The sequence below is a fragment of the Streptococcus oralis genome (assembly GCF_003944215.1).
Taxonomy (GTDB): domain Bacteria; phylum Bacillota; class Bacilli; order Lactobacillales; family Streptococcaceae; genus Streptococcus; species Streptococcus oralis_BI.
This window is the reverse complement of sequence record NZ_RJVZ01000002.1, coordinates 1-18,379: the sequence shown is the minus strand read 5'-3', so window position 1 is coordinate 18,379 and position 18,379 is coordinate 1. Positions and strand designations below refer to the sequence as shown.

At 43.6% G+C, this 18,379-nt stretch carries 21 protein-coding genes and 1 pseudogene; 13 read left to right on the top strand and 9 right to left on the bottom strand.

The window, feature by feature from the left end; all coding sequences use genetic code 11:
* Positions 1 to 11: 11 nt before the first annotated feature.
* The 6 genes from nusB to gatC all read right to left on the bottom strand — a co-directional run bounded on the left by nusB (position 12) and on the right by gatC (position 4,737).
* On the bottom strand, positions 12 to 434 hold the full coding sequence (gene nusB, locus D8804_RS01255; protein WP_000203631.1) for a transcription antitermination factor NusB: 423 nt from the start codon (positions 432 to 434) through the stop codon (positions 12 to 14).
* Positions 427 to 816, bottom strand: coding sequence for an Asp23/Gls24 family envelope stress response protein (locus D8804_RS01250; RefSeq protein ID WP_000510598.1), 390 nt, complete (start codon positions 814 to 816; stop codon positions 427 to 429). The genes nusB and D8804_RS01250 overlap by 8 nt, the downstream gene beginning before the upstream one ends.
* Before the next feature lie 21 nt (positions 817 to 837).
* Entirely contained in the window at positions 838 to 1,398 is a 561-nt protein-coding gene (efp, locus tag D8804_RS01245; protein ID WP_000568642.1) for an elongation factor P, read from the bottom strand.
* Between the two features lie 128 nt (positions 1,399 to 1,526).
* The gene (gene gatB, locus D8804_RS01240; RefSeq protein ID WP_125398551.1) at positions 1,527 to 2,969 is read right to left on the bottom strand and encodes an Asp-tRNA(Asn)/Glu-tRNA(Gln) amidotransferase subunit GatB; all 1,443 of its coding nucleotides are present in this window, start codon (positions 2,967 to 2,969) and stop codon (positions 1,527 to 1,529) included.
* On the bottom strand, positions 2,969 to 4,435 hold the full coding sequence (gene gatA / locus D8804_RS01235; protein WP_125398550.1) for an Asp-tRNA(Asn)/Glu-tRNA(Gln) amidotransferase subunit GatA: 1,467 nt from the start codon (positions 4,433 to 4,435) through the stop codon (positions 2,969 to 2,971). Before gatA ends, gatB begins: the two co-directional genes overlap by 1 nt.
* Positions 4,435 to 4,737: an Asp-tRNA(Asn)/Glu-tRNA(Gln) amidotransferase subunit GatC gene (gatC, locus tag D8804_RS01230; RefSeq protein WP_000705419.1), complete on the bottom strand. Its 303-nt coding sequence runs from the start codon at positions 4,735 to 4,737 to the stop codon at positions 4,435 to 4,437. The genes gatA and gatC overlap by 1 nt, the downstream gene beginning before the upstream one ends.
* Before the next feature lie 204 nt (positions 4,738 to 4,941).
* Here gatC and D8804_RS01225 point away from each other — a divergent pair, with 204 nt between their 5' ends.
* Together D8804_RS01225 and D8804_RS01220 are read left to right on the top strand one after the other, a co-directional pair.
* Positions 4,942 to 5,634: a YwaF family protein gene (locus D8804_RS01225; RefSeq protein WP_125398549.1), complete on the top strand. Its 693-nt coding sequence runs from the start codon at positions 4,942 to 4,944 to the stop codon at positions 5,632 to 5,634.
* A 144-nt stretch (positions 5,635 to 5,778) separates the two neighbouring features.
* A complete protein-coding gene (locus D8804_RS01220) occupies positions 5,779 to 7,323 on the top strand; it encodes a peptide chain release factor 3 (RefSeq protein WP_125398548.1) in 1,545 nt (514 codons plus the stop codon).
* 291 nt (positions 7,324 to 7,614) lie between these two features.
* Here D8804_RS01220 and D8804_RS01215 read toward each other — a convergent pair whose 3' ends face one another.
* A complete protein-coding gene (locus D8804_RS01215) occupies positions 7,615 to 8,568 on the bottom strand; it encodes an aromatic acid exporter family protein (RefSeq protein ID WP_125398547.1) in 954 nt (317 codons plus the stop codon).
* Positions 8,569 to 8,635: 67 nt separating this feature from the next.
* Positions 8,636 to 9,841, bottom strand: a complete 1,206-nt coding sequence (gene sstT, locus D8804_RS01210; RefSeq protein ID WP_084925304.1) for a serine/threonine transporter SstT — start codon at positions 9,839 to 9,841, stop codon at positions 8,636 to 8,638.
* A 148-nt stretch (positions 9,842 to 9,989) separates the two neighbouring features.
* Between sstT and D8804_RS01205 the strand changes: the two genes are divergently transcribed.
* The 10 genes from D8804_RS01205 to D8804_RS01160 all read left to right on the top strand — a co-directional run bounded on the left by D8804_RS01205 (position 9,990) and on the right by D8804_RS01160 (position 17,496).
* On the top strand, positions 9,990 to 10,550 hold the full coding sequence (locus D8804_RS01205) for a mechanosensitive ion channel family protein (RefSeq protein ID WP_001154835.1): 561 nt from the start codon (positions 9,990 to 9,992) through the stop codon (positions 10,548 to 10,550).
* Positions 10,551 to 10,607: 57 nt separating this feature from the next.
* Positions 10,608 to 11,516: a magnesium transporter CorA family protein gene (locus D8804_RS01200; RefSeq protein ID WP_125398546.1), complete on the top strand. Its 909-nt coding sequence runs from the start codon at positions 10,608 to 10,610 to the stop codon at positions 11,514 to 11,516.
* Between the two features lie 17 nt (positions 11,517 to 11,533).
* Entirely contained in the window at positions 11,534 to 12,061 is a 528-nt protein-coding gene (locus D8804_RS01195) for a YqeG family HAD IIIA-type phosphatase (protein WP_125398545.1), read from the top strand.
* A 2-nt stretch (positions 12,062 to 12,063) separates the two neighbouring features.
* Positions 12,064 to 13,170 carry a ribosome biogenesis GTPase YqeH gene (gene yqeH / locus D8804_RS01190; RefSeq protein ID WP_125398544.1) on the top strand — a complete coding sequence of 369 codons (1,107 nt, stop codon included), beginning with the start codon at positions 12,064 to 12,066 and terminating at the stop codon, positions 13,168 to 13,170.
* Positions 13,171 to 13,383: 213 nt separating this feature from the next.
* Positions 13,384 to 13,695: a ribosome assembly RNA-binding protein YhbY gene (gene yhbY / locus D8804_RS01185; protein WP_000060169.1), complete on the top strand. Its 312-nt coding sequence runs from the start codon at positions 13,384 to 13,386 to the stop codon at positions 13,693 to 13,695.
* A gap of 51 nt (positions 13,696 to 13,746) precedes the next feature.
* Positions 13,747 to 14,376 (top strand): nicotinate-nucleotide adenylyltransferase, encoded by a 630-nt coding sequence (locus D8804_RS01180; protein WP_125398543.1) that lies wholly within the window; start codon positions 13,747 to 13,749, stop codon positions 14,374 to 14,376.
* Positions 14,376 to 14,969 carry a bis(5'-nucleosyl)-tetraphosphatase (symmetrical) YqeK gene (gene yqeK / locus D8804_RS01175; protein WP_125398542.1) on the top strand — a complete coding sequence of 198 codons (594 nt, stop codon included), beginning with the start codon at positions 14,376 to 14,378 and terminating at the stop codon, positions 14,967 to 14,969. The genes D8804_RS01180 and yqeK overlap by 1 nt, the downstream gene beginning before the upstream one ends.
* On the top strand, positions 14,970 to 15,323 hold the full coding sequence (rsfS, locus tag D8804_RS01170) for a ribosome silencing factor (protein ID WP_042767955.1): 354 nt from the start codon (positions 14,970 to 14,972) through the stop codon (positions 15,321 to 15,323).
* Between the two features lie 319 nt (positions 15,324 to 15,642).
* Positions 15,643 to 16,383, top strand: coding sequence for a class I SAM-dependent DNA methyltransferase (locus tag D8804_RS01165; RefSeq protein ID WP_312023267.1), 741 nt, complete (start codon positions 15,643 to 15,645; stop codon positions 16,381 to 16,383).
* A gap of 9 nt (positions 16,384 to 16,392) precedes the next feature.
* Complete coding sequence (locus D8804_RS01160; RefSeq protein ID WP_125398541.1) at positions 16,393 to 17,496, top strand: nucleotidyltransferase; 1,104 nt, start codon at positions 16,393 to 16,395, stop codon at positions 17,494 to 17,496.
* A gap of 24 nt (positions 17,497 to 17,520) precedes the next feature.
* On the opposite strand, the pseudogene D8804_RS10405 reads toward D8804_RS01160, so the two are convergent.
* Positions 17,521 to 17,771: pseudogene (locus D8804_RS10405) on the bottom strand (ISL3 family transposase); the annotation flags it as partial.
* A 362-nt stretch (positions 17,772 to 18,133) separates the two neighbouring features.
* On the opposite strand from D8804_RS10405, the gene D8804_RS01155 reads away from it, so the two are divergent.
* On the top strand, positions 18,134 to 18,379 hold a 246-nt coding region (locus D8804_RS01155), incomplete at its 3' end, for a KxYKxGKxW signal peptide domain-containing protein (RefSeq protein WP_142999710.1).

The window sequence follows — 18,379 nt, the reverse complement described above, 5'->3', positions numbered from 1 at the left end:
ACTTTTTCTATTTACTGTTCTTCTGTTACAAACTGGCTGAGCAGTCCATTGATAAAACGGGCAGATTTTTGATCTGAGAAGTCCTTTGCAAGCTCGATAGCTTCGTTAACAGCAACCAACTGTGGAGTGTCAAATGAAGTGATTTCAAAGACTCCTAAGCGAAGGAGGTTTCTCTCCACGAGCGTTAAACGTTCAATGGTCCAACCTGCTTTTAAATGCTGTGTGATTTGCTTGTCTAGTTCTTCCTTTTTAGCCTGAACACCAGAAACGAGCTCTGTCAAAAAGGCTGGGAGTTGCACATCCGTATCTTCACGATCGTGTGTGTAGGCGAAACGACAAGCAGTTTCGACGTCTGTATCAAACTCAAGACTCATAAGAGCTTGAAAGGCACACTTACGGAGCTCACGTCTAGATTCTAATAGTGGACTAGTCATTGAGGAAGTCCTCATCAAACAAGTCTTTCAAGTCTGGTTTTGGTGTTTTATCTGGAACAATACCTGCAACGTGGATATTGATAGCAGCGAGTTCTACATCAGCCATATTACGGACGGCATCTTTAACAGCTTTCTGGATAGCAACCGCTACCTTAGGAACTTTTACTCCGTACTCTAGGTAGAGGTAGATATCAGCTGTGAGTTCTTCGTCCACGTTTTTAAGATAAACGCCGCGGCCGAGTGAAAGTTTTGAAAGGGTATCAGATACTGATTTGTTTGAAAAAGAGTGTACGCCCTCTACCTTTGCAGTAGCAACAGCAATGATTTTTTCAAGTACACGTGGGGCGATAACGATTTCGCCAAGTTGTTCTTCAATTCCCATAGAATGACCTCTTTCTAGAGATTAGGCACGAGAAACGTAAGTTCCTTCTGCAGTGTTGATAACGAGTTTTTGTCCTGCTTCGATGAAGTCTGGAACGTTTACGACAAGTCCAGTTTCCATCGTTGCTGGTTTACCAGAACCTGTAACAGTAGCACCTTTGATAGAAGGTTGAGTTTCTGCAACTGTCAACTCAACGGTAGTAGGAACGGTAACACCGATCACTTCAGTTCCGTAGAATTGGATTTTCACTTCTGAGTTTTCAAGGATGTAAAGCAATTCGTTTTCAACGTTGACTACAGGGATTTCGTATTGGTCGTAAGTTTCTGTATTCATGAAGTAAGCTGTGTCATCCATTTTGTACAAGTATTGAGCTGGTACAGTCTCGATGATAGCTTGTTCAAATTTTTCCTCTGGACGGTAGCTTGTGTCAAATGTAGAACCAGTACGGACGTCACGCAATTTCATACGCATGATCGTGTTTCCTTTACCTGGTTTGTGGTGGCTAGCTTCCAAAACGCGGATCAATTTTCCGTCAGCTGTTTCAAAGGTCATACCAGCTTTTAATTTACTTGCTTCAATCATGTTTTTACCTCTTTAATAAATATTATTACTCTTCATTTTACCATAAAATACTCTGGAAATAAAGCCAAAATAGTTATTGGGAGTTGGTAGAGAAGAAAAAACCAACCTTAGGGCTGGTTTTGTTCTGTCTAGTTTTCTTTCAACTTAGCTAATTCCTGGGCGAGGAGTTTAAGGGCAACTTGTGGGTTGGCTTGGCCTTTAGTTGCTTTCATAAGGAATCCTGTGAAGGCCTTGTCTGCGTTGCGTTTACCTGACTTGAAGTCGGCAACAGCAGATTGGTTATCGGCAAAGACTTGGTGGATGATTGGAATCAGAACATCTGGATCAGAGATTTGCACCAAGCCTGCTTTTTCCACGTATTCACGCGCGCCACCGCCATTTTTAGCCAGGTGGACAAAGACTTTCTTGGCGATCTTAGAAGAGATAGTGCCGTCTTCGATGATAGCAATCATTTCAACCAAGTTTTCTGGTGTCAATTCGATTTGTTCCAGTGTCTTGCCTTCAGCGTTCAAGAATTGAGCGACTTCACCTTGGAGCCAGTTAGAGACTTGTTTGGCATCGCCACCGAGGGCAACAGCTTTTTCAAAGAAGTCAGAAGTGACTTTGTTTGCAGTCAACTGGCTAGCATCGTAGTCTGACAAGCCAAGGTCAGCCACGTAACGGGCACGGCGTTTTTTTGGAAACTCTGGCAATTCAGTTCGCATTTCCTCAATCCACTCATCTGAGATTTCAAAGAGGGGTAGGTCTGGTTCTGGGAAGTAGCGGTAGTCTGCAGCACCTTCTTTGACACGCATGAGGATGGTTGCCTTGTTAGCTTCATCGTAACGGCGTGTTTCTTGGCGGATTTGACCACCTGAGCGAAGGATTTCGGCTTGACGTTGGACTTCGTATTCAAGACCCTTGCGAACATTTGAGAAGGAGTTGAGGTTTTTCAACTCAGTCTTGGTACCGAATTTTTCTTGACCATAAGGACGAAGAGAGATGTTGGCATCCACGCGCATAGAACCTTCTTCCATCTTAACGTCGGAAATGCCAGCGTACTGGATGACTTCCTTGAGGGCAGTTAGATAAGCGTAGGCTTCTTCTGGCGAACGCATGTCAGCCTCAGATACAATCTCAATCAAGGGCACTCCTTGGCGGTTTAGGTCAACGTAAGAGTAGCCGTCTGTACCGTGGGTGTTTTTACCAGCGTCTTCTTCTAGGTGAGCACGTTCGATACCGATTTTCTTGGTCGTACCGTCTTCTAGCTCCACTTCAATCCAGCCGTTATAACCGATTGGCTCATCAAACTGAGAAATTTGGTAGGCTTTTGGATTATCAGGGTAGAAATAGTTCTTGCGGTCAAAGTGCATCTTTTTGTGGATGTCCATGTTGAGGGCAAGTGCTGCCTTAATACCAGCATCGACAACCCCTTTATTGAGAACTGGAAGTACTCCTGGGAAAGACCAGTCAATCACGTTAGTGTTGGCATTTTGGTCATTTCCAAAGTGGGCAGAAGTAGGTGAGAAGATTTTTGAATTGGTGTTAAGCTCTACGTGGACTTCAAGTCCAATGACTGTTTCAAAGTTCATTAGTTATCACCTCCAAAAATCACGGGTTGTTGTTTGTGGTAGTCTGTTGTTGCTTCAAAAGCAGCAGCAGCTTGGTAAATGGTTTCTTCTGAGTATTTAGGACCGATCAATTGCAGACCGACTGGTAGACCTTGAGAGAATCCAGCAGGAATCGAAATTCCTGGTAGACCAGCCAAGTTGACTGGGATGGTCAAAAGATCAGCCAAGTACATGGCAACTGGGTCATGGTTGAGTGAATCCAAGTCGTAGGCAACACTTGGAGCAGTTGGTCCCAAAATCAAGTCGTAATCCGCAAAGACTTTTTCGAAATCTTGAATGATGAGGGTACGGACTTGTCCAGCCTTCTTGTAGTAGGCGTCGTAGTAACCTGACGAAAGACTGAAAGTACCCAGCATGATACGGCGTTTCACTTCTTCACCAAAACCTTGGCTACGACTATTTACATAGATTTCATCAAGATTAGTTGCATTCTCTGCGCGGTAGCCATAACGGATACCGTCAAAGCGTTGCAAGTTTGAGGAGGCTTCTGATGAAGCGATAATATAGTAAACGGCAACACCGTATTTAGAGTGAGGAAGGCTCACTTCTTCGACGATAGCACCGAGTTTTTCAAAGTTTTTGGCCGCATTCAAGATTGTTTCCTTAACTTCTGGATCAATCCCTTCACCAAGGTATTCCTTAGGCAAAGCAATTTTCATGCCCTTGATGTCTTGGCCGATTTTTGAAGTAAAGTCGGCAATGCGGACAGGAGCAGAAGTAGAGTCTTTGGCATCTTCGCTAGCAATCGCATTGAGCAAGAGGGCATTTTCCTTAACAGTAGGAGCGAAAGGTCCAATCTGGTCTAATGAGCTACCGAAGGCAATGAGACCGAAACGTGAAACGGTTCCGTAGGTTGGTTTGAGACCAACGATCCCGTTGAAGGCAGCAGGTTGGCGGATAGAACCCCCTGTATCAGATCCGAGTGACAAGCGAACTTGTCCTGAAGCTACAGAAGCTGCGGAACCGCTAGATGATCCACCAGGAACCTTGCTGTGGTCCCAAGCATTTTTAGTGGCACCATAGTAAGAAGTCTCACCAGACCCACCCATGGCAAATTCGTCCATGTTAGTTTTCCCGACAACAATCATACCTTTAGCTTTGGCATTAGCAACGGCTGTTGCATCAAAGATAGGCTCATAGTTGTAGAGCATTTTTGAGGCTGCAGTTGTGAGGATACCGTCGGTAGAGATATTATCCTTAACAGCCAGTGGAATTCCTGAAAGGACATTGTCAGCATCAATTCCAGCTTCATCAATAGCCTTAGCTTGAGCAAGAGCGTGCTCCTCAGCGATGGTAATAAAAGCATTGATAGCCGTCTCGCGAGATTTGATATCTTCAAGCGTTGCTTGTGTCAATTCAGTTGCAGAAATTTCCTTAGAGACAAGGAGGTTGTGCAAGTCTTCAATGGTTTTGTTATTAAAAGTCATTAGGCATCTCCTCCATCATCTAGGATAGCTGGTACCTTGATATAGTAGTTATCTTTTTCAGGTACATTTTTAAACAAGCGATCACGGTCAGTTCCTTCTTCGGCCACATCAGGGCGGAGTACGGTTTTACGGTCAGCCATCGTTGTAGTAGGTGCGACACCAGTAGTGTCGACTTCGCCCAGCAACTCAACCATATCGACAATTTTAGACAGCGTTGTTGCAAAGGCAGCAGTTTCTTCTTCAGAGAATCTTAATTTTGAAAGATTGGCAACGTGTGTTACCTCTTCTTGCGTAATTTTCATCTTGCATCCTTTCGTGAAATGATGATTTTTAGTCTGTTCTATTTTACCATATTTTCCTATAAATAAGCTAAGGCAAACTGAAAAGAAATAGAAATTGAAAAATCGTTTTTAATTCGCTATAATGGTTAAACTAAAAGAAAAATTGAGTGAGACTAGAGATTAATGTAGGAAGAATTCCTCGAAAGATGAGTTAGGATAGAAAATATGCTACATAATTTTTTTACAAGATTCCAAACCGTACCTCCTCCCATTCCGCTCTTTTGGTATGGGGCTATGATGCTTCTTTTAGTACTTTGTACTTATGGAGCACTTGTTTATCACAAAAATCCGAAATTTGTCCGCATGTTTAAGGGGATTCAGATTCTCCAGCTACTAGTCCTATATAGTTGGTATGTTGGTTTTGGGATTCCGTTTTCTAATAGCCTTCCTTTTTATCATTGTCGTTTGGCTATGTTTGCAGTGGTTTTCTTGCCAGATAAATGGCGGAGCAAGCAATACTTTGCCCTCTTAGGAGCAAGTGGAGCGGTCTTTGCCTTGGTTTACCCCGTTTTTGACCCCTATGATTTCCCCCATATCACCAGTTTTTCATTTTTGATTGGGCACTATGCCCTTTTGGTGAATTCCTTGGTTTACTTGATGAATCACTATGATAAGACCTTGCTCAAGAAATATATGATTGTAGCCTATACCTTTATCCTCAATCTCTTTCTAGTTGGGGTTAATCAGCTGACTGGTGGAAATTATGGCCTCTTAAGAGATACCCCGTTTATCTCGAATGCTCCTCTATGGATAAAGTACCTCCTTGTGTCGGTTATTCTTTCTCTAGCGTTGCTTCTCTTTGATATCTTGTTCAAGAAACGGTGGAAAAAGAGAAATCAGGTGAAATCCGTACTCTAGCTTACCTTTTTCATCGGATGAGCAATTGAAAAACTCCCCAAAATCCGATATAATGGAGAGTTGAAAGGAATAGTAAAATCCAATGTAAAAATCATTCTTAGCTACTGAAACAACTTAAAATAGAGAATCAAAGAAAGAGAACTTATGACTATTCAAGAAGAAATCAAGAAACGCCGTACCTTTGCTATCATCTCTCACCCGGATGCGGGTAAGACAACCATCACTGAGCAATTGCTCTATTTTGGAGGTGAGATTCGTGAGGCTGGTACGGTAAAAGGAAAGAAAACAGGGACTTTTGCCAAGTCTGACTGGATGGATATCGAGAAACAACGTGGGATTTCGGTCACGTCATCTGTTATGCAATTCGACTACGACGGAAAACGCGTCAACATCCTTGACACACCAGGGCACGAGGACTTTTCAGAAGACACCTATCGTACATTGATGGCGGTGGATGCTGCGGTCATGGTCGTGGACTCTGCCAAGGGTATCGAGGCCCAAACCAAGAAATTGTTTGAGGTTGTGAAGCACCGTGGCATTCCAGTCTTTACCTTTATGAACAAGCTGGACCGTGACGGTCGTGAGCCACTGGACCTCTTGCAGGAGTTGGAAGAAATCCTAGGCATTGCTAGCTACCCAATGAACTGGCCAATCGGGATGGGGAAAGCCTTTGAAGGCTTGTATGACCTCTATAACCAACGCTTGGAGCTCTACAAAGGGGATGAGCGCTTTGCCAGTCTGGAAGAAGGGGACAAGCTCTTTGGAAGCAATCCTTTCTATGAGCAAGTCAAGGATGACATTGAGCTCCTGAAGGAAGCAGGAAACGAGTTCTCAGAGGAAGCTATTTTAGCTGGTGAGCTAACTCCAGTCTTCTTTGGCTCAGCTTTGACCAATTTTGGGGTACAGACCTTCCTCGAAACTTTCTTGAAATTTGCTCCAGAACCACATGGACACAAGAAAACAGATGGCGAAATTGTGGACCCTTATGACAAGGATTTCTCAGGATTTGTCTTTAAAATCCAAGCCAACATGGACCCTCGTCACCGTGACCGTATCGCTTTTGTCCGTATCGTATCGGGTGAGTTTGAGCGCGGCATGAGTGTCAATCTGCCTCGAACTGGTAAGGGGGCCAAACTGTCTAATGTCACCCAGTTTATGGCGGAAAGTCGTGAGAATGTGACAAACGCTGTTGCAGGAGATATCATCGGGGTTTACGATACCGGTACTTATCAGGTTGGAGACACCTTGACGGTTGGAAAAAACAAGTTTGAATTTGAACCACTGCCAACCTTTACTCCTGAAATTTTCATGAAAGTTTCTGCTAAGAACGTCATGAAGCAAAAATCCTTCCACAAGGGAATTGAGCAGTTGGTACAAGAGGGAGCCATTCAGCTTTATAAGAATTACCAAACAGGTGAGTATATGCTGGGCGCTGTTGGTCAACTCCAGTTTGAAGTCTTTAAACACCGTATGGAAGGCGAGTACAATGCAGAAGTGGTCATGAGCCCAATGGGTAAAAAGACGGTTCGTTGGATCAAGCCAGAGGACTTAGACGAGCGCATGTCATCAAGCCGCAATATCTTAGCTAAAGACCGTTTCGACCAACCAGTCTTCCTCTTTGAAAATGATTTTGCCCTCCGCTGGTTTGCGGATAAGTATCCAGACGTAGAGTTGGAAGAGAAGATGTGATTCAGTAAGTCTACTTGATTGCATAGCAATCTAAGTAGACTACGACAAGTCCTATTTGACTTGCCTACCTGCCTAACTAACTGAGTTTTACAAATGAAATCGATTTGTAAAACTCAGTGTCGTAATCTAACAATCGGTGACCGCTATGGCGGCTTACCTAAGCGCTTTACTAGAAAAAGTCCGCGAATAATATCGATTCGTGGATTTTTTCATATAGTAAAGGTAATTGAAGTCAAAGGTAAATTAAAAACCTCAGAGAAATCATGTTACATGGATTCTTCTGAGGTTTTTCTAGTTTCCATATTTCTGATAAAAATCGACCTTGACCTGAATGAAGGTTTCGGCTTCGCGTAGTAGCTGCAGGAGGGTGGCACGGGTCTCAAACTCCTCACGTGTTTTAGGGAGACTCCGATTGCGGAAGACTTGCAGATAGCGTTCGATGTCATCAAGTAGGTCATGAGCAGGATTGGTCTGGCTTAGCTGGGCAGCGATCTTAGAAAAGAGCTGGGCCAAAATCAAACTCTCACTTGCGGCCAGATGACAGGTATTGATCTGCTGGGCCATATTTCGCAGGATACGACTTTGTCGTTGTCTCATCTCAAAGTAGTGGATATGGTAGTCCGTCTGGTGAAAGAGGTGATCCGAGTGATCCAGGTATACCAGTTTGAGAGCTTCATCGAGGAGGTTGTCTAATTGGTCAACGAGTTGGGCTCGATTGCGTCCGTCTCCCCTCGACAGATAGTACTTAAAGCGAAGCAGGATGCCTTTTAACTTTTCTTCGACCTGAAGGTGGTAGCTTTGGATAGCTTTCTCACGAGAGGGCATATAAAGGTTGACCAATAGAGCAAAGCTTGTCCCGATGAGAAAGAGGAGTATTTCATTGAGCAAGAGATCTGGAGAGGTAGACTCTTGTACCAAAAGATGACTGACCAAGACACTGCTAGGGGTGATGCCAATTTCCCAGCCCATTTTATAGGCTAGAGGCACGTAGAGAGCCAGATAGAGCCCGAGGCTCCAGATGTGAAAGCCTGTCAGCTGAAAGGCTAGAACACCGATAGCGAGTGCTAGGAGCATGGAAAAGAGGCGGTTACGGGCTAATTTCAGCGTGCTTCTGCGCGTGTCGGAGAGGCTTAAGAGGGCAATAATTCCAGCTGAAACTGCTGATGATAAATCTAAAAAATAAGCGAGAAAACAAGCAAGGCAGGTCGCTAAGATCAGTTTTGTCGTACGTTGGGTGATAGACATGAGAATTTCCTATAATACTAGAATAAGAGTATAAAAGACAAGGCTTGGAAGACTTGTCTTAAAAAATCTATTTTTTACGTGCCGACGCGTACTCAGCTACTGCTGTAAAGAGGACGTCGGTAGAAGAGTTTAGGGCAGTTTCGCAGGAATCTTGGACGACACCGATGACAAAACCAACTCCGACTACCTGCATAGCAACGTCATTTGAAATCCCAAATAAACTACAAGCGACGGGAATGAGGAGGAGTGATCCACCAGCGATTCCAGAAGCTCCGCAGGCAGAAATAGCAGCCACTACACTGAGCACAAAGGCTGTACCAAAGTCGACAGGGATTCCTAGCGTATTTACTGCAGCTAGAGTCAAAATGTTAATGGTTACAGCTGCACCAGCCATGTTAATAGTGGAGCCAAGGGGGATAGAAACAGAGTAGGTATCTGGATTGAGTCCTAGATCTTGGCAGAGTTTCATGTTGACAGGGATATTAGCAGCAGAACTACGAGTAAAGAAAGCTGTAATCCCACTAACACGCAAACATTTCAAAACAAGAGGGTAGGGATTTTTTCTCATAAAGAGAAAGGCAATGAGGGGATTGATGATAAAGGCCACAAAAGCCATAGTTGTAATCAAGAGTCCTAGCAAAATTCCGTAGTTAGCGAGGCTGGTAATTCCTTTATCAGAGATGGTCTTGAAGACCAAGCCCATAATTCCGAAAGGTGCCAAATTGATAATCCACTCCACAATCTTGGAAGTTACTCCTGCCATGGTTTTGAGCAATTCCTTGCTGTTTTTGCTAGCTTCTCTCATAGCAAGCCCAAAGACAACAGCCCATGATAGAATTCCAATATAGTTGGCTTTGACGACGGCGTTGAGGGGATTGTCCACGAGATTCAGCAGGAGGTTGCTGAGGACTTGACCGATGCCGTCTGGTGGGGCAATCTCTGTGCTCGCACTGCTGAGAGTAATCTGGACGGGGAAGAGAAAACTAGCCAGTACAGCAACCAAGGCAGCTGCAAAGGTACCGAGTAGATAGAGAAAAATAACGGTCTTCATATTGGTATCTTGCCCTTTTTGATGTTGTGAGAGGGCGTTTGCGACGAGGGTAAAAACCAAGACAGGAGCGATGGCTTTCAGACCCCCAACGAATAGGTCACCGAGAATGCCGAATCCCGACAAACTAGGGAAAAGTAGCCCTAGAGAGGCTCCAAGAAGCATGCCGATTAGGATACGTTTGATGAGGCTGGCCTTGTTCCAGGCTCGAATGATTTTTTTCATAATAGTCTCCTTCAAAATGTATTGTTTATGATTATAGTATAAATATGCCATTGAGGCAAGTCTTTTTTTGAGTTTGGGGGAATATCGGAATATTTATGAGGGATTTGAACAGGACGATTTGTGGTATAATACTAGAAAGGAGTTTTGTATGCAAGAATTTTTTCAACGTTATCTTGATAAATTGGATGTAACAACTGTATTAGAGAATCTCTTGACCAAGATGATTTCTCTTTTGATTCTCTTTCTGTTATTTTATATAGCTAAAAAGATCCTTCACGCGACTGTACGAAAGATTGTCAAGCCCTCGCTTAAATTTTCAAATCGGGATGCAGGCAGACAAAAGACCATCTCTCGTTTGCTTGAGAATATCTTTAACTACACCCTTTATTTCTTTTTGATTTACTGTATCTTGTCTATTTTGGGTTTGCCAGTTTCCAGCCTCCTTGCTGGGGCAGGAATTGCTGGGGTTGCCATTGGGATGGGTGCACAAGGTTTTCTATCCGATGTTATCAATGGTTTCTTCATCCTCTTTGAACGCCAGCTCGATGTGGGCGACGAAGTGGTCCTCACAAATGGTCCTATTACCGTATCTGGAAAGGTTGTCAGTGTAGGAATCCGTACGACCCAACTTCGCAGTGACGACCAAGCCCTTCACTTTGTTCCCAACCGAAATATCACTGTTGTCAGCAACTTCTCTCGTACAGAGTAGGTCTGCTATTTTGGCAGATTTGTGGTACAATAGAAAGAGTTTGGTAAAGGAGAGAGTATGCTATTTGTAGAGAAAAAACTAGGTCACGATTGTACTTGGATAGACCTTGATGTGGATAAGATTAAAAATATGGAAGATCTTTCTGACATCTATGGATTGGACAAGGAAACCATCGAGTATGCTCTGGATAGAAATGAACGAGCCCACATGGATTATAACCGTGAAACGGGGACAGTAACCTTCATTTATAATGTTCTTGATTTAGAAAAAGACAAAGAATATTATGAAGCGATTCCGATGACCTTTATCGTTGAAAAAAAACGGTTGATCACTATCAGCAATCACAAGAATACTTATGTGATCAAACGTATGGCGACCTATCTTGAAAGCCATGAAATTATTTCCATCTACAAATTTCTTTTTGCCAGTTTAGAGATTATTAGCAATGCTTACTATCCAGTTATTGAAGAGATGGATAAAAGTAAGGATGAAATCAGTGCACTTCTTCGTCAAAAAACAACTAAAAAAAATCTTTTTGCCCTCTCTGACTTGGAAACTGGTATGGTTTACCTGACAGCTGCTGCTAAACAAAATCGTCTCCTCTTGGAACACATTCAAGGGCATGCTCTTTATCGCAATCTTAATGAGGTAGAAAGAGAGCAGTTTGACGATGCTATGATTGAAGCCCATCAGTTGGTTTCAATGACAGACTTAATATCTCAAGTCTTGCAACAACTCTCAGCCTCTTACAACAACATCCTAAATAATAATCTGAATGATAATTTGACAACTTTGACAATTATCTCAGTCTTGCTGGCTATCCTTGCGGTTATTACAGGATTTTTCGGAATGAATGTTCCCTTACCGTTTACAGATGAACCGAATGCTTGGATTTATATTTTGATAGCTAGTCTAATTTTATGGGCAGTCTTAGCCCAATGTTTAAAGAAAATTGCTAGAAATTAAAAAGAAAAGGAGCCAGAATGGCGATTGAAAATTATATGCCAGATTTTGCTGTGGGAGCAGTTTATGATCTGACAGTTCCAAGCCTGCAGGCGCATGGTATCAAGGCTGTTTTGGTCGATTTGGACAATACCCTCATTGCTTGGAACAACCCTGATGGAACGCCAGAGATGAAGCAATGGCTACATGATCTTCGGGACGCGGGTATTCGCATTATCGTAGTCTCAAATAACACCAAAAAACGAGTTCAACGCGCAGTTGAGAAGTTTGGGATTGACTACGTTTATTGGGCCTTGAAGCCCTTCACCTTTGGGATTGACCGTGCTATGAAGGAATTTCACTATGAGAAAAATGAAGTGGTCATGGTCGGCGACCAACTCATGACGGATATTCGTGCAGCGCACCGTGCAGGTATTCGCTCAATCTTAGTCAAACCCTTGGTCCAACACGACTCCATCAAAACGCAGATTAACCGAGTTCGTGAGCGCCGTGTCATGCGGAAAATCACTGAAAAGTACGGACCGATTACATATAAAAAAGGAATTTAACTATGGAAGAAATTCTATGTATTGGTTGTGGAGCAACCATTCAGACGACAGACAGGGCTGGTCTTGGATTTACTCCTCAGTCGGCACTTGAAAAAGGTTTGGAGACTGGTGAAGTTTATTGCCAACGCTGTTTCCGTCTCCGTCATTACAATGAAATTACTGATGTCCAGTTGACGGATGATGATTTCCTCAAACTCTTGCACGAAGTGGGAGATAGTGATGCCTTGGTGGTTAATGTCATTGATATTTTTGACTTTAATGGTTCTGTCATCCCAGGCTTGCCACGCTTTGTATCGGGTAATGATGTCCTCTTGGTCGGAAATAAAAAAGATATCCTGCCCAAGTCTGTTAAACCGAGCAAGATTAGCCAGTGGCTCATGGAACGTGCCCACGAGGAAGGGCTCCGTCCAGTTGATGTCGTCCTAACTTCAGCCCAAAACAAACATGCTATCAAGGAAGTCATTGACAAAATCGAGCACTACCGTAAGGGACGCGATGTCTATGTGGTCGGTGTGACCAACGTTGGAAAGTCAACTCTCATCAATGCCATTATTCAAGAAATAACGGGTGACCAGAATGTCATCACGACTTCGCGCTTCCCAGGGACAACCTTGGACAAGATTGAGATTCCGCTTGACGACGGATCTTATATTTACGATACGCCGGGGATCATCCATCGTCACCAGATGGCCCACTACTTGACAGCTAAAAACCTCAAGTATGTCAGCCCTAAAAAGGAAATCAAGCCCAAAACCTATCAACTTAACCCTGAACAAACCCTGTTTTTAGGTGGTCTCGGACGATTTGACTTTATATCAGGAGAAAAGCAAGGTTTCACAGCCTTCTTTGACAATGAACTCAAACTCCACCGTACCAAGCTAGAAGGCGCTAGTGCTTTCTACGATAAGCACGTCGGAACCCTTCTGACACCACCAAATAGTAAGGAAAAGGAAGATTTTCCAAAACTAGTTCAGCATGTATTTAACATTAAGGAAAAGACAGACCTGGTCATCTCTGGACTCGGCTGGATCCGTGTAACAGGCACAGCCAAAGTCGCCGTCTGGGCACCAGAAGGCGTCGCCGTCGTCACACGAAAAGCAATTATTTAAACACAGAAAGGAAAGGGGTGTCTTTATTAAGGCGAGCGTTGCGAGCCTGTAGAGAATACTTTTCGCCGTGGTGTCAGTTGGTACAAGTGATTGTACCAACTGCGGAAAATTTGAGACCTTAGGCTCAAATTTTAGTCATGAAAGTTCGAAGGACTTTCATGACGTCCGTCACCACTTTAGAAAAGTATAAAAAGAAACTCTTTTTAAGAAATTATGTCATTAACATCGAAACAACGTGCCTTCCTCAACAGCCAGGCACACACCCTCAAACCCATCATTCAAATTGGGAAAAATGGTCTCAACGACCAAATCAAAACTAGCGTTCGTCAGGCTCTTGACGCGCGTGAATTGATTAAGGTTACTCTCTTACAAAACACAGATGAGAACATCCACGAAGTAGCTGAAATCTTGGAAGAAGAAATCGGTGTGGATACTGTCCAAAAAATCGGACGCATCTTGATCTTATTTAAACAATCTAGCAAGAAAGAAAATCGCAAGATTTCCAAGAAAGTTAAAGAAATTTAAACACCTACTCCAAACAACTGTTTTTACAGAGAATTAAAGGAAGACGAGCCTATGGCAATTGAATTATTGACTCCCTTTACCAAGGTAGAGTTGGAGCCAGAAATCAAGGAGAAAAAACGCAAACAAGTCGGGATTCTAGGAGGGAATTTTAACCCTGTTCATAATGCTCATCTTGTTGTGGCGGACCAAGTACGACAACAGTTGGGACTGGACCAAGTCCTGCTCATGCCTGAGTACCGACCACCTCACGTGGATAAAAAAGAAACTATCCCTGAGCACCACCGTCTCAAGATGCTTGAGTTGGCGATTGAGGGGATTGAAGGTCTCGCCATTGAAACCATTGAGTTAGAGCGCAAGGGCATTTCCTACACCTATGACACCATGAAGATTTTGACAGAGCAACATCCAGATACGGATTATTACTTCATTATCGGAGCTGATATGGTGGACTATCTACCTAAGTGGTATCGAATTGATGAGCTGGTTGACATGGTTCAGTTTGTGGGAGTTCAGCGTCCGCGCTACAAGGCAGGGACTTCCTATCCAGTTATCTGGGTGGATGTGCCTCTCATGGACATCTCGTCAAGCATGGTGCGTGACTTCATTGCCCAAGGTCGGAAACCTAACTTTCTCCTACCTCAGCCAGTGCTAGACTACATCGTGAAGGAGGGGCTTTACTGATGGCATACCAAGACTATATCAACTGTTCCCGTGAGGCTTTGTTGGAAAAAATGGCAGAGCTTCTACCTGAAAAACGCTTAACCCATTGCTTGGGTGTGGAGCGTGCAGCCATAGAACTGGCTCAGCGCTTTGGAGTCGATGTCGAGAAAGCGGGTCTAGCAGGCCTTCTTCATGATTATGCTAAAAAGCTGTCAGATCAGGAATTTCTAGACTTGATTGACCGTTACCAGCTAGACCCTGACCTCAAAAACTGGGGCAATAATGTCTGGCATGGCATGGTTGGTATCTACAAGATTCAGGAAGATTTGGATTTGCATGTTCCAGAAATCCTGCGAGCTATTGAAATCCATACAGTTGGTGCTGGTCAGATGACTGATCTTGATAAGGTTATCTATGTCGCAGACTATATCGAACACAATCGTGCCTTTCCTGGAGTGGATGTGGCGCGTGAAATTGCGGAGCTATCTCTCAATAAGGCAGTGGCCTACGAAACAGCTCGTACCGTGGAGCATCTAGCTCATCAGGGATTCCCCATCTATCCCCAAACCCTGGAAACCTATAACGCCTTTGTGCACTATTTGAAAGAGGACTAAATGAACGAAAAAGAATTACTAGAACTAGTCGTGAAAGCGGCTGATGAGAAACGTGCGGAGGATATCCTTGCACTTGACGTACAAGATTTGACCAGCGTGACGGACTACTTTGTCATCACGAGTTCAATGAATAGCCGTCAGTTGGACGCTATTGCTGATAATATCCGTGAAAAAGTAGCTCAAGCAGGCTTTAAAGGCAGTCATGTCGAAGGAGATGCAGCGGGAGGCTGGGTTTTGCTAGACCTCGGCGGTGTCGTTGTGCATATCTTTTCAGAAGAAATGCGTGCCCACTATAACCTAGAAAAACTATGGCATGAGGCAGAGTCAGTAGACATTTCGGAAGCCTTGGCATAGGAGATGAACTCAGTTGCAGTCAACTGGGTTTATTTGCTTATTTTAGAAAATTGATAGAAAGGTGAGGGCGTCGTGTTTTGTTCATCTCGAAATTGAACACGAGCTAAAAGCTGCGAGAAAAAGATAAACTTCCTTTGTATCTGACGATACAGCAGAAAGTTTCCTATTTTCTCCTTGCTTTTAACGCTCTTTGTATCTTAGAAAGGATTTGAACCCGTCCTGTAATCGTCGGAAAATAGATAGCTTTGGCTTGGATCAGGATCCTAAGTCCAAGCTCCTAATTTTCATTCCGATTACGGGCGGACTTGGTATCATGAATATGGCAACTTATGAAACCTTTGCGGCTGTTTACGATGCTGTGATGGATGATAGTTTATACGATAAATGGACGGATTTTTCGCTTCGCCATTTGCCTAAGACTAAGGAGAGAAAGAAACTTTTGGAACTGGCTTGCGGAACAGGTATCCAGTCTGTTCGCTTTTCTCAGGCTGGTTTTGATGTGACAGGACTTGACTTGAGCGCGGATATGCTGAAGATTGCTGAGAAGAGAGCGACATCAGCCAAGCAAAAGATTGATTTTATTGAAGGTAATATGCTGGATTTGTCCAAGGCAGGTAAGTACGACTTTGTTACGTGTTACTCTGACTCTATCTGCTACATGCAGGATGAGGTAGAGGTAGGGGATGTCTTTAAGGAAGTGTATAATGCCCTCAATGAAGATGGTGTATTCATCTTTGATGTGCATTCAATCTACCAGACTGATGAGGTTTTTCCAGGCTATTCTTACCATGAAAATGCGGAAGACTTCGCTATGCTCTGGGATACCTATGAGGATGCGGCTCCTCACTCCATCGTGCATGAGTTGACTTTCTTTGTCAAGGAAGCGGACGGTTCCTTTAGTCGCCACGATGAAGTGCATGAGGAGCGGACCTATGAAGTTTTGACCTACGATATTTTATTGGAACAAGCTGGTTTCAAGTCTTTTAAACTCTATGCGGACTTTGAGGACAAGGAGCCGACAGAAACCAGCACCCGTTGGTTTTTTGTCGCGCAGAAGTAGGAGATTATCATGACCATCACAGGTATTATCGCGGAGTTCAATCCTTTTCATAATGGCCACAAATACCTGCTTGAGCAGGCGGAGGGGCTGAAAATCGTTGCCATGTCAGGGAATTTCATGCAGCGTGGAGAGCCTGCTATCGTGGACAAGTGGACACGGGCTCAAATGGCGCTGGAAAATGGAGCAGATTTGGTAGTGGAATTGCCCTTTTTAGTCAGTGTTCAGGCGGCGGATTTCTTCGGTCAAGGGGCTGTGGATATCTTGGCTCGGTTGGGGATTGATAGACTAGCTTTTGGGACAGAGGAAGTTCTGGATTACCAGAAAATTGCTGACCTATACACGGAGCAAGGTACCGAGATGGAGGAATTTGTGGAAAATCTGCCTGATGCCCTCTCTTATCCTCAGAAAACCCAAGCCATGTGGAAGGAATTTGCAGGTCTTGATTTTTCAGGCAATACCCCCAATCATGTCCTTGCTCTGGCCTATGCCAAGGCGGTTGCGGGACGTAAAATCAAACTCCATTCGATTCAGCGTCAGGGGGCTGGCTATCACTCTGTGGACAAGAATGTGGAATTTGCATCGGCAACAGCTCTCCGTCAGCATCAATCAGACCAAGATTTCTTAGAACGCTGTATGCCTTCTGTTGACCTCTTTGAGCAGGCCAGTAAGGTGAGCTGGGATGACTTTTTTCCCTTGCTACGCTATCAAATCTTGTCAAATCCAGACCTAACGACCATCTATCAGGTCAATCAAGAAATGGCTGTGCGCATCAAGGAGGCTGTTAAGACAGCTCAATCTGTGGAAGAATTAGTCGAGGGGGTTGCGACCAAACGCTACACCAAGGCGCGTGTCAGACGCCTCTTGACCTATATCTTGGTGCAAACCAGAGAAAGTGACTTGCCAGAAGGTCTCCATGTCCTTGGGTTTACCGAAAAAGGCAGACAACACCTCAAGTCTCTGAAAGAACAGGTCCATCTAGTCAGCCGAATTGGCAAAGAACCTTGGGATGTTATGACCCAAAAGGCAGATCAGATCTACCAACTAGGACAGCCAAGCATCGCAGAGCAGAATTTTGGTCGAGTGCCGATTAGAATGGAAATAAGTGGAAACTGAAGTGGGTGACATATAACGAAGCATAGAGGGAATCAGATTGGTTCTCTCTTTTGTCATGTTTAAAGCTATGAAAATTCTGGTTTTGACATTGTCAAAGTTCTAACAATCAAAGGCATTTCGTTTAATGACTATGATAAGGTTGATAGTGGATTCTCGTTTTGTATGAGAACAGGGTGTTACAAAGCGTTAATAATCTTGTCCTCATCTGTATCTTTCGAAAACGTCTGAAAAACGATTAAAAGTATGGGATTTACAAAAGAAATGATCTCTTCTAATGATGGTTTGGTCATTTTTTATTGGAAGTATTAATGGGCTTGATTTCGAAAATCGTAAGAGAATTTCAATAGTTTGAACTCTAAAAGCGAATTTTTAACAAAAATTAAGTGTTTTCATTTGTCATTTCGCATATAATTACTTGAAAAGGGCAATCCGTTTTGGTAAAATGATAAGAGGTGTATACTAGATAAGAACAACTGGTATATTCCATATGGAACCTGCTTTTTCTGAGTCAAAGGGATAAAAACTGAGACTGACTGCGGTTTGATTATCTCTGGTTTTGAGAGGGCAGCGCAACTACGCTTTGTTAATGATCATGAGGTTAACAAAGGGTCGCAATTGGATAAAAGAAAGGAATCAAATGTTTCGAAGTAAAAAGTTTAACAAAGATTTCGAGATCGTAGATGAGAAAAAGCGTTATAAGCTTTACAAGTCGGGTAAAAACTGGGTAAAAGCCTCAAACTCTCAATTGGATCTCTTCCGTATCGGTGGTATGGGCGAAGTTGTCTCTAGTACCCTGTCAGACACTGAAGAACTTGATCACGCACACCTTAGTTTTAACACGCTAGCGGGTATAGGGGGAATCCTGGCCGCGGGAGCTGCAGGA

Coding starts and splice junctions, on each gene's coding strand:
- D8804_RS01215 (WP_125398547.1), bottom strand. CDS start 8,568: ATGTCTATCACCCAACGTACGACAAAACTGATCTTAGCGACCTGCCTT.
- D8804_RS01200 (WP_125398546.1), top strand. CDS start 10,608: ATGCTATTTGTAGAGAAAAAACTAGGTCACGATTGTACTTGGATAGAC.
- D8804_RS01250 (WP_000510598.1), bottom strand. CDS start 816: ATGGGAATTGAAGAACAACTTGGCGAAATCGTTATCGCCCCACGTGTA.
- yqeH (WP_125398544.1), top strand. CDS start 12,064: ATGGAAGAAATTCTATGTATTGGTTGTGGAGCAACCATTCAGACGACA.
- nusB (WP_000203631.1), bottom strand. CDS start 434: ATGACTAGTCCACTATTAGAATCTAGACGTGAGCTCCGTAAGTGTGCC.
- sstT (WP_084925304.1), bottom strand. CDS start 9,841: ATGAAAAAAATCATTCGAGCCTGGAACAAGGCCAGCCTCATCAAACGT.
- gatB (WP_125398551.1), bottom strand. CDS start 2,969: ATGAACTTTGAAACAGTCATTGGACTTGAAGTCCACGTAGAGCTTAAC.
- D8804_RS01225 (WP_125398549.1), top strand. CDS start 4,942: ATGCTACATAATTTTTTTACAAGATTCCAAACCGTACCTCCTCCCATT.
- yqeK (WP_125398542.1), top strand. CDS start 14,376: ATGGCATACCAAGACTATATCAACTGTTCCCGTGAGGCTTTGTTGGAA.
- D8804_RS01195 (WP_125398545.1), top strand. CDS start 11,534: ATGGCGATTGAAAATTATATGCCAGATTTTGCTGTGGGAGCAGTTTAT.
- gatC (WP_000705419.1), bottom strand. CDS start 4,737: ATGAAAATTACGCAAGAAGAGGTAACACACGTTGCCAATCTTTCAAAA.
- efp (WP_000568642.1), bottom strand. CDS start 1,398: ATGATTGAAGCAAGTAAATTAAAAGCTGGTATGACCTTTGAAACAGCT.
- yhbY (WP_000060169.1), top strand. CDS start 13,384: ATGTCATTAACATCGAAACAACGTGCCTTCCTCAACAGCCAGGCACAC.
- D8804_RS01180 (WP_125398543.1), top strand. CDS start 13,747: ATGGCAATTGAATTATTGACTCCCTTTACCAAGGTAGAGTTGGAGCCA.
- rsfS (WP_042767955.1), top strand. CDS start 14,970: ATGAACGAAAAAGAATTACTAGAACTAGTCGTGAAAGCGGCTGATGAG.
- D8804_RS01160 (WP_125398541.1), top strand. CDS start 16,393: ATGACCATCACAGGTATTATCGCGGAGTTCAATCCTTTTCATAATGGC.
- D8804_RS01220 (WP_125398548.1), top strand. CDS start 5,779: ATGACTATTCAAGAAGAAATCAAGAAACGCCGTACCTTTGCTATCATC.
- D8804_RS01165 (WP_312023267.1), top strand. CDS start 15,643: ATGGCAACTTATGAAACCTTTGCGGCTGTTTACGATGCTGTGATGGAT.
- D8804_RS01205 (WP_001154835.1), top strand. CDS start 9,990: ATGCAAGAATTTTTTCAACGTTATCTTGATAAATTGGATGTAACAACT.
- gatA (WP_125398550.1), bottom strand. CDS start 4,435: ATGACTTTTAATAACAAAACCATTGAAGACTTGCACAACCTCCTTGTC.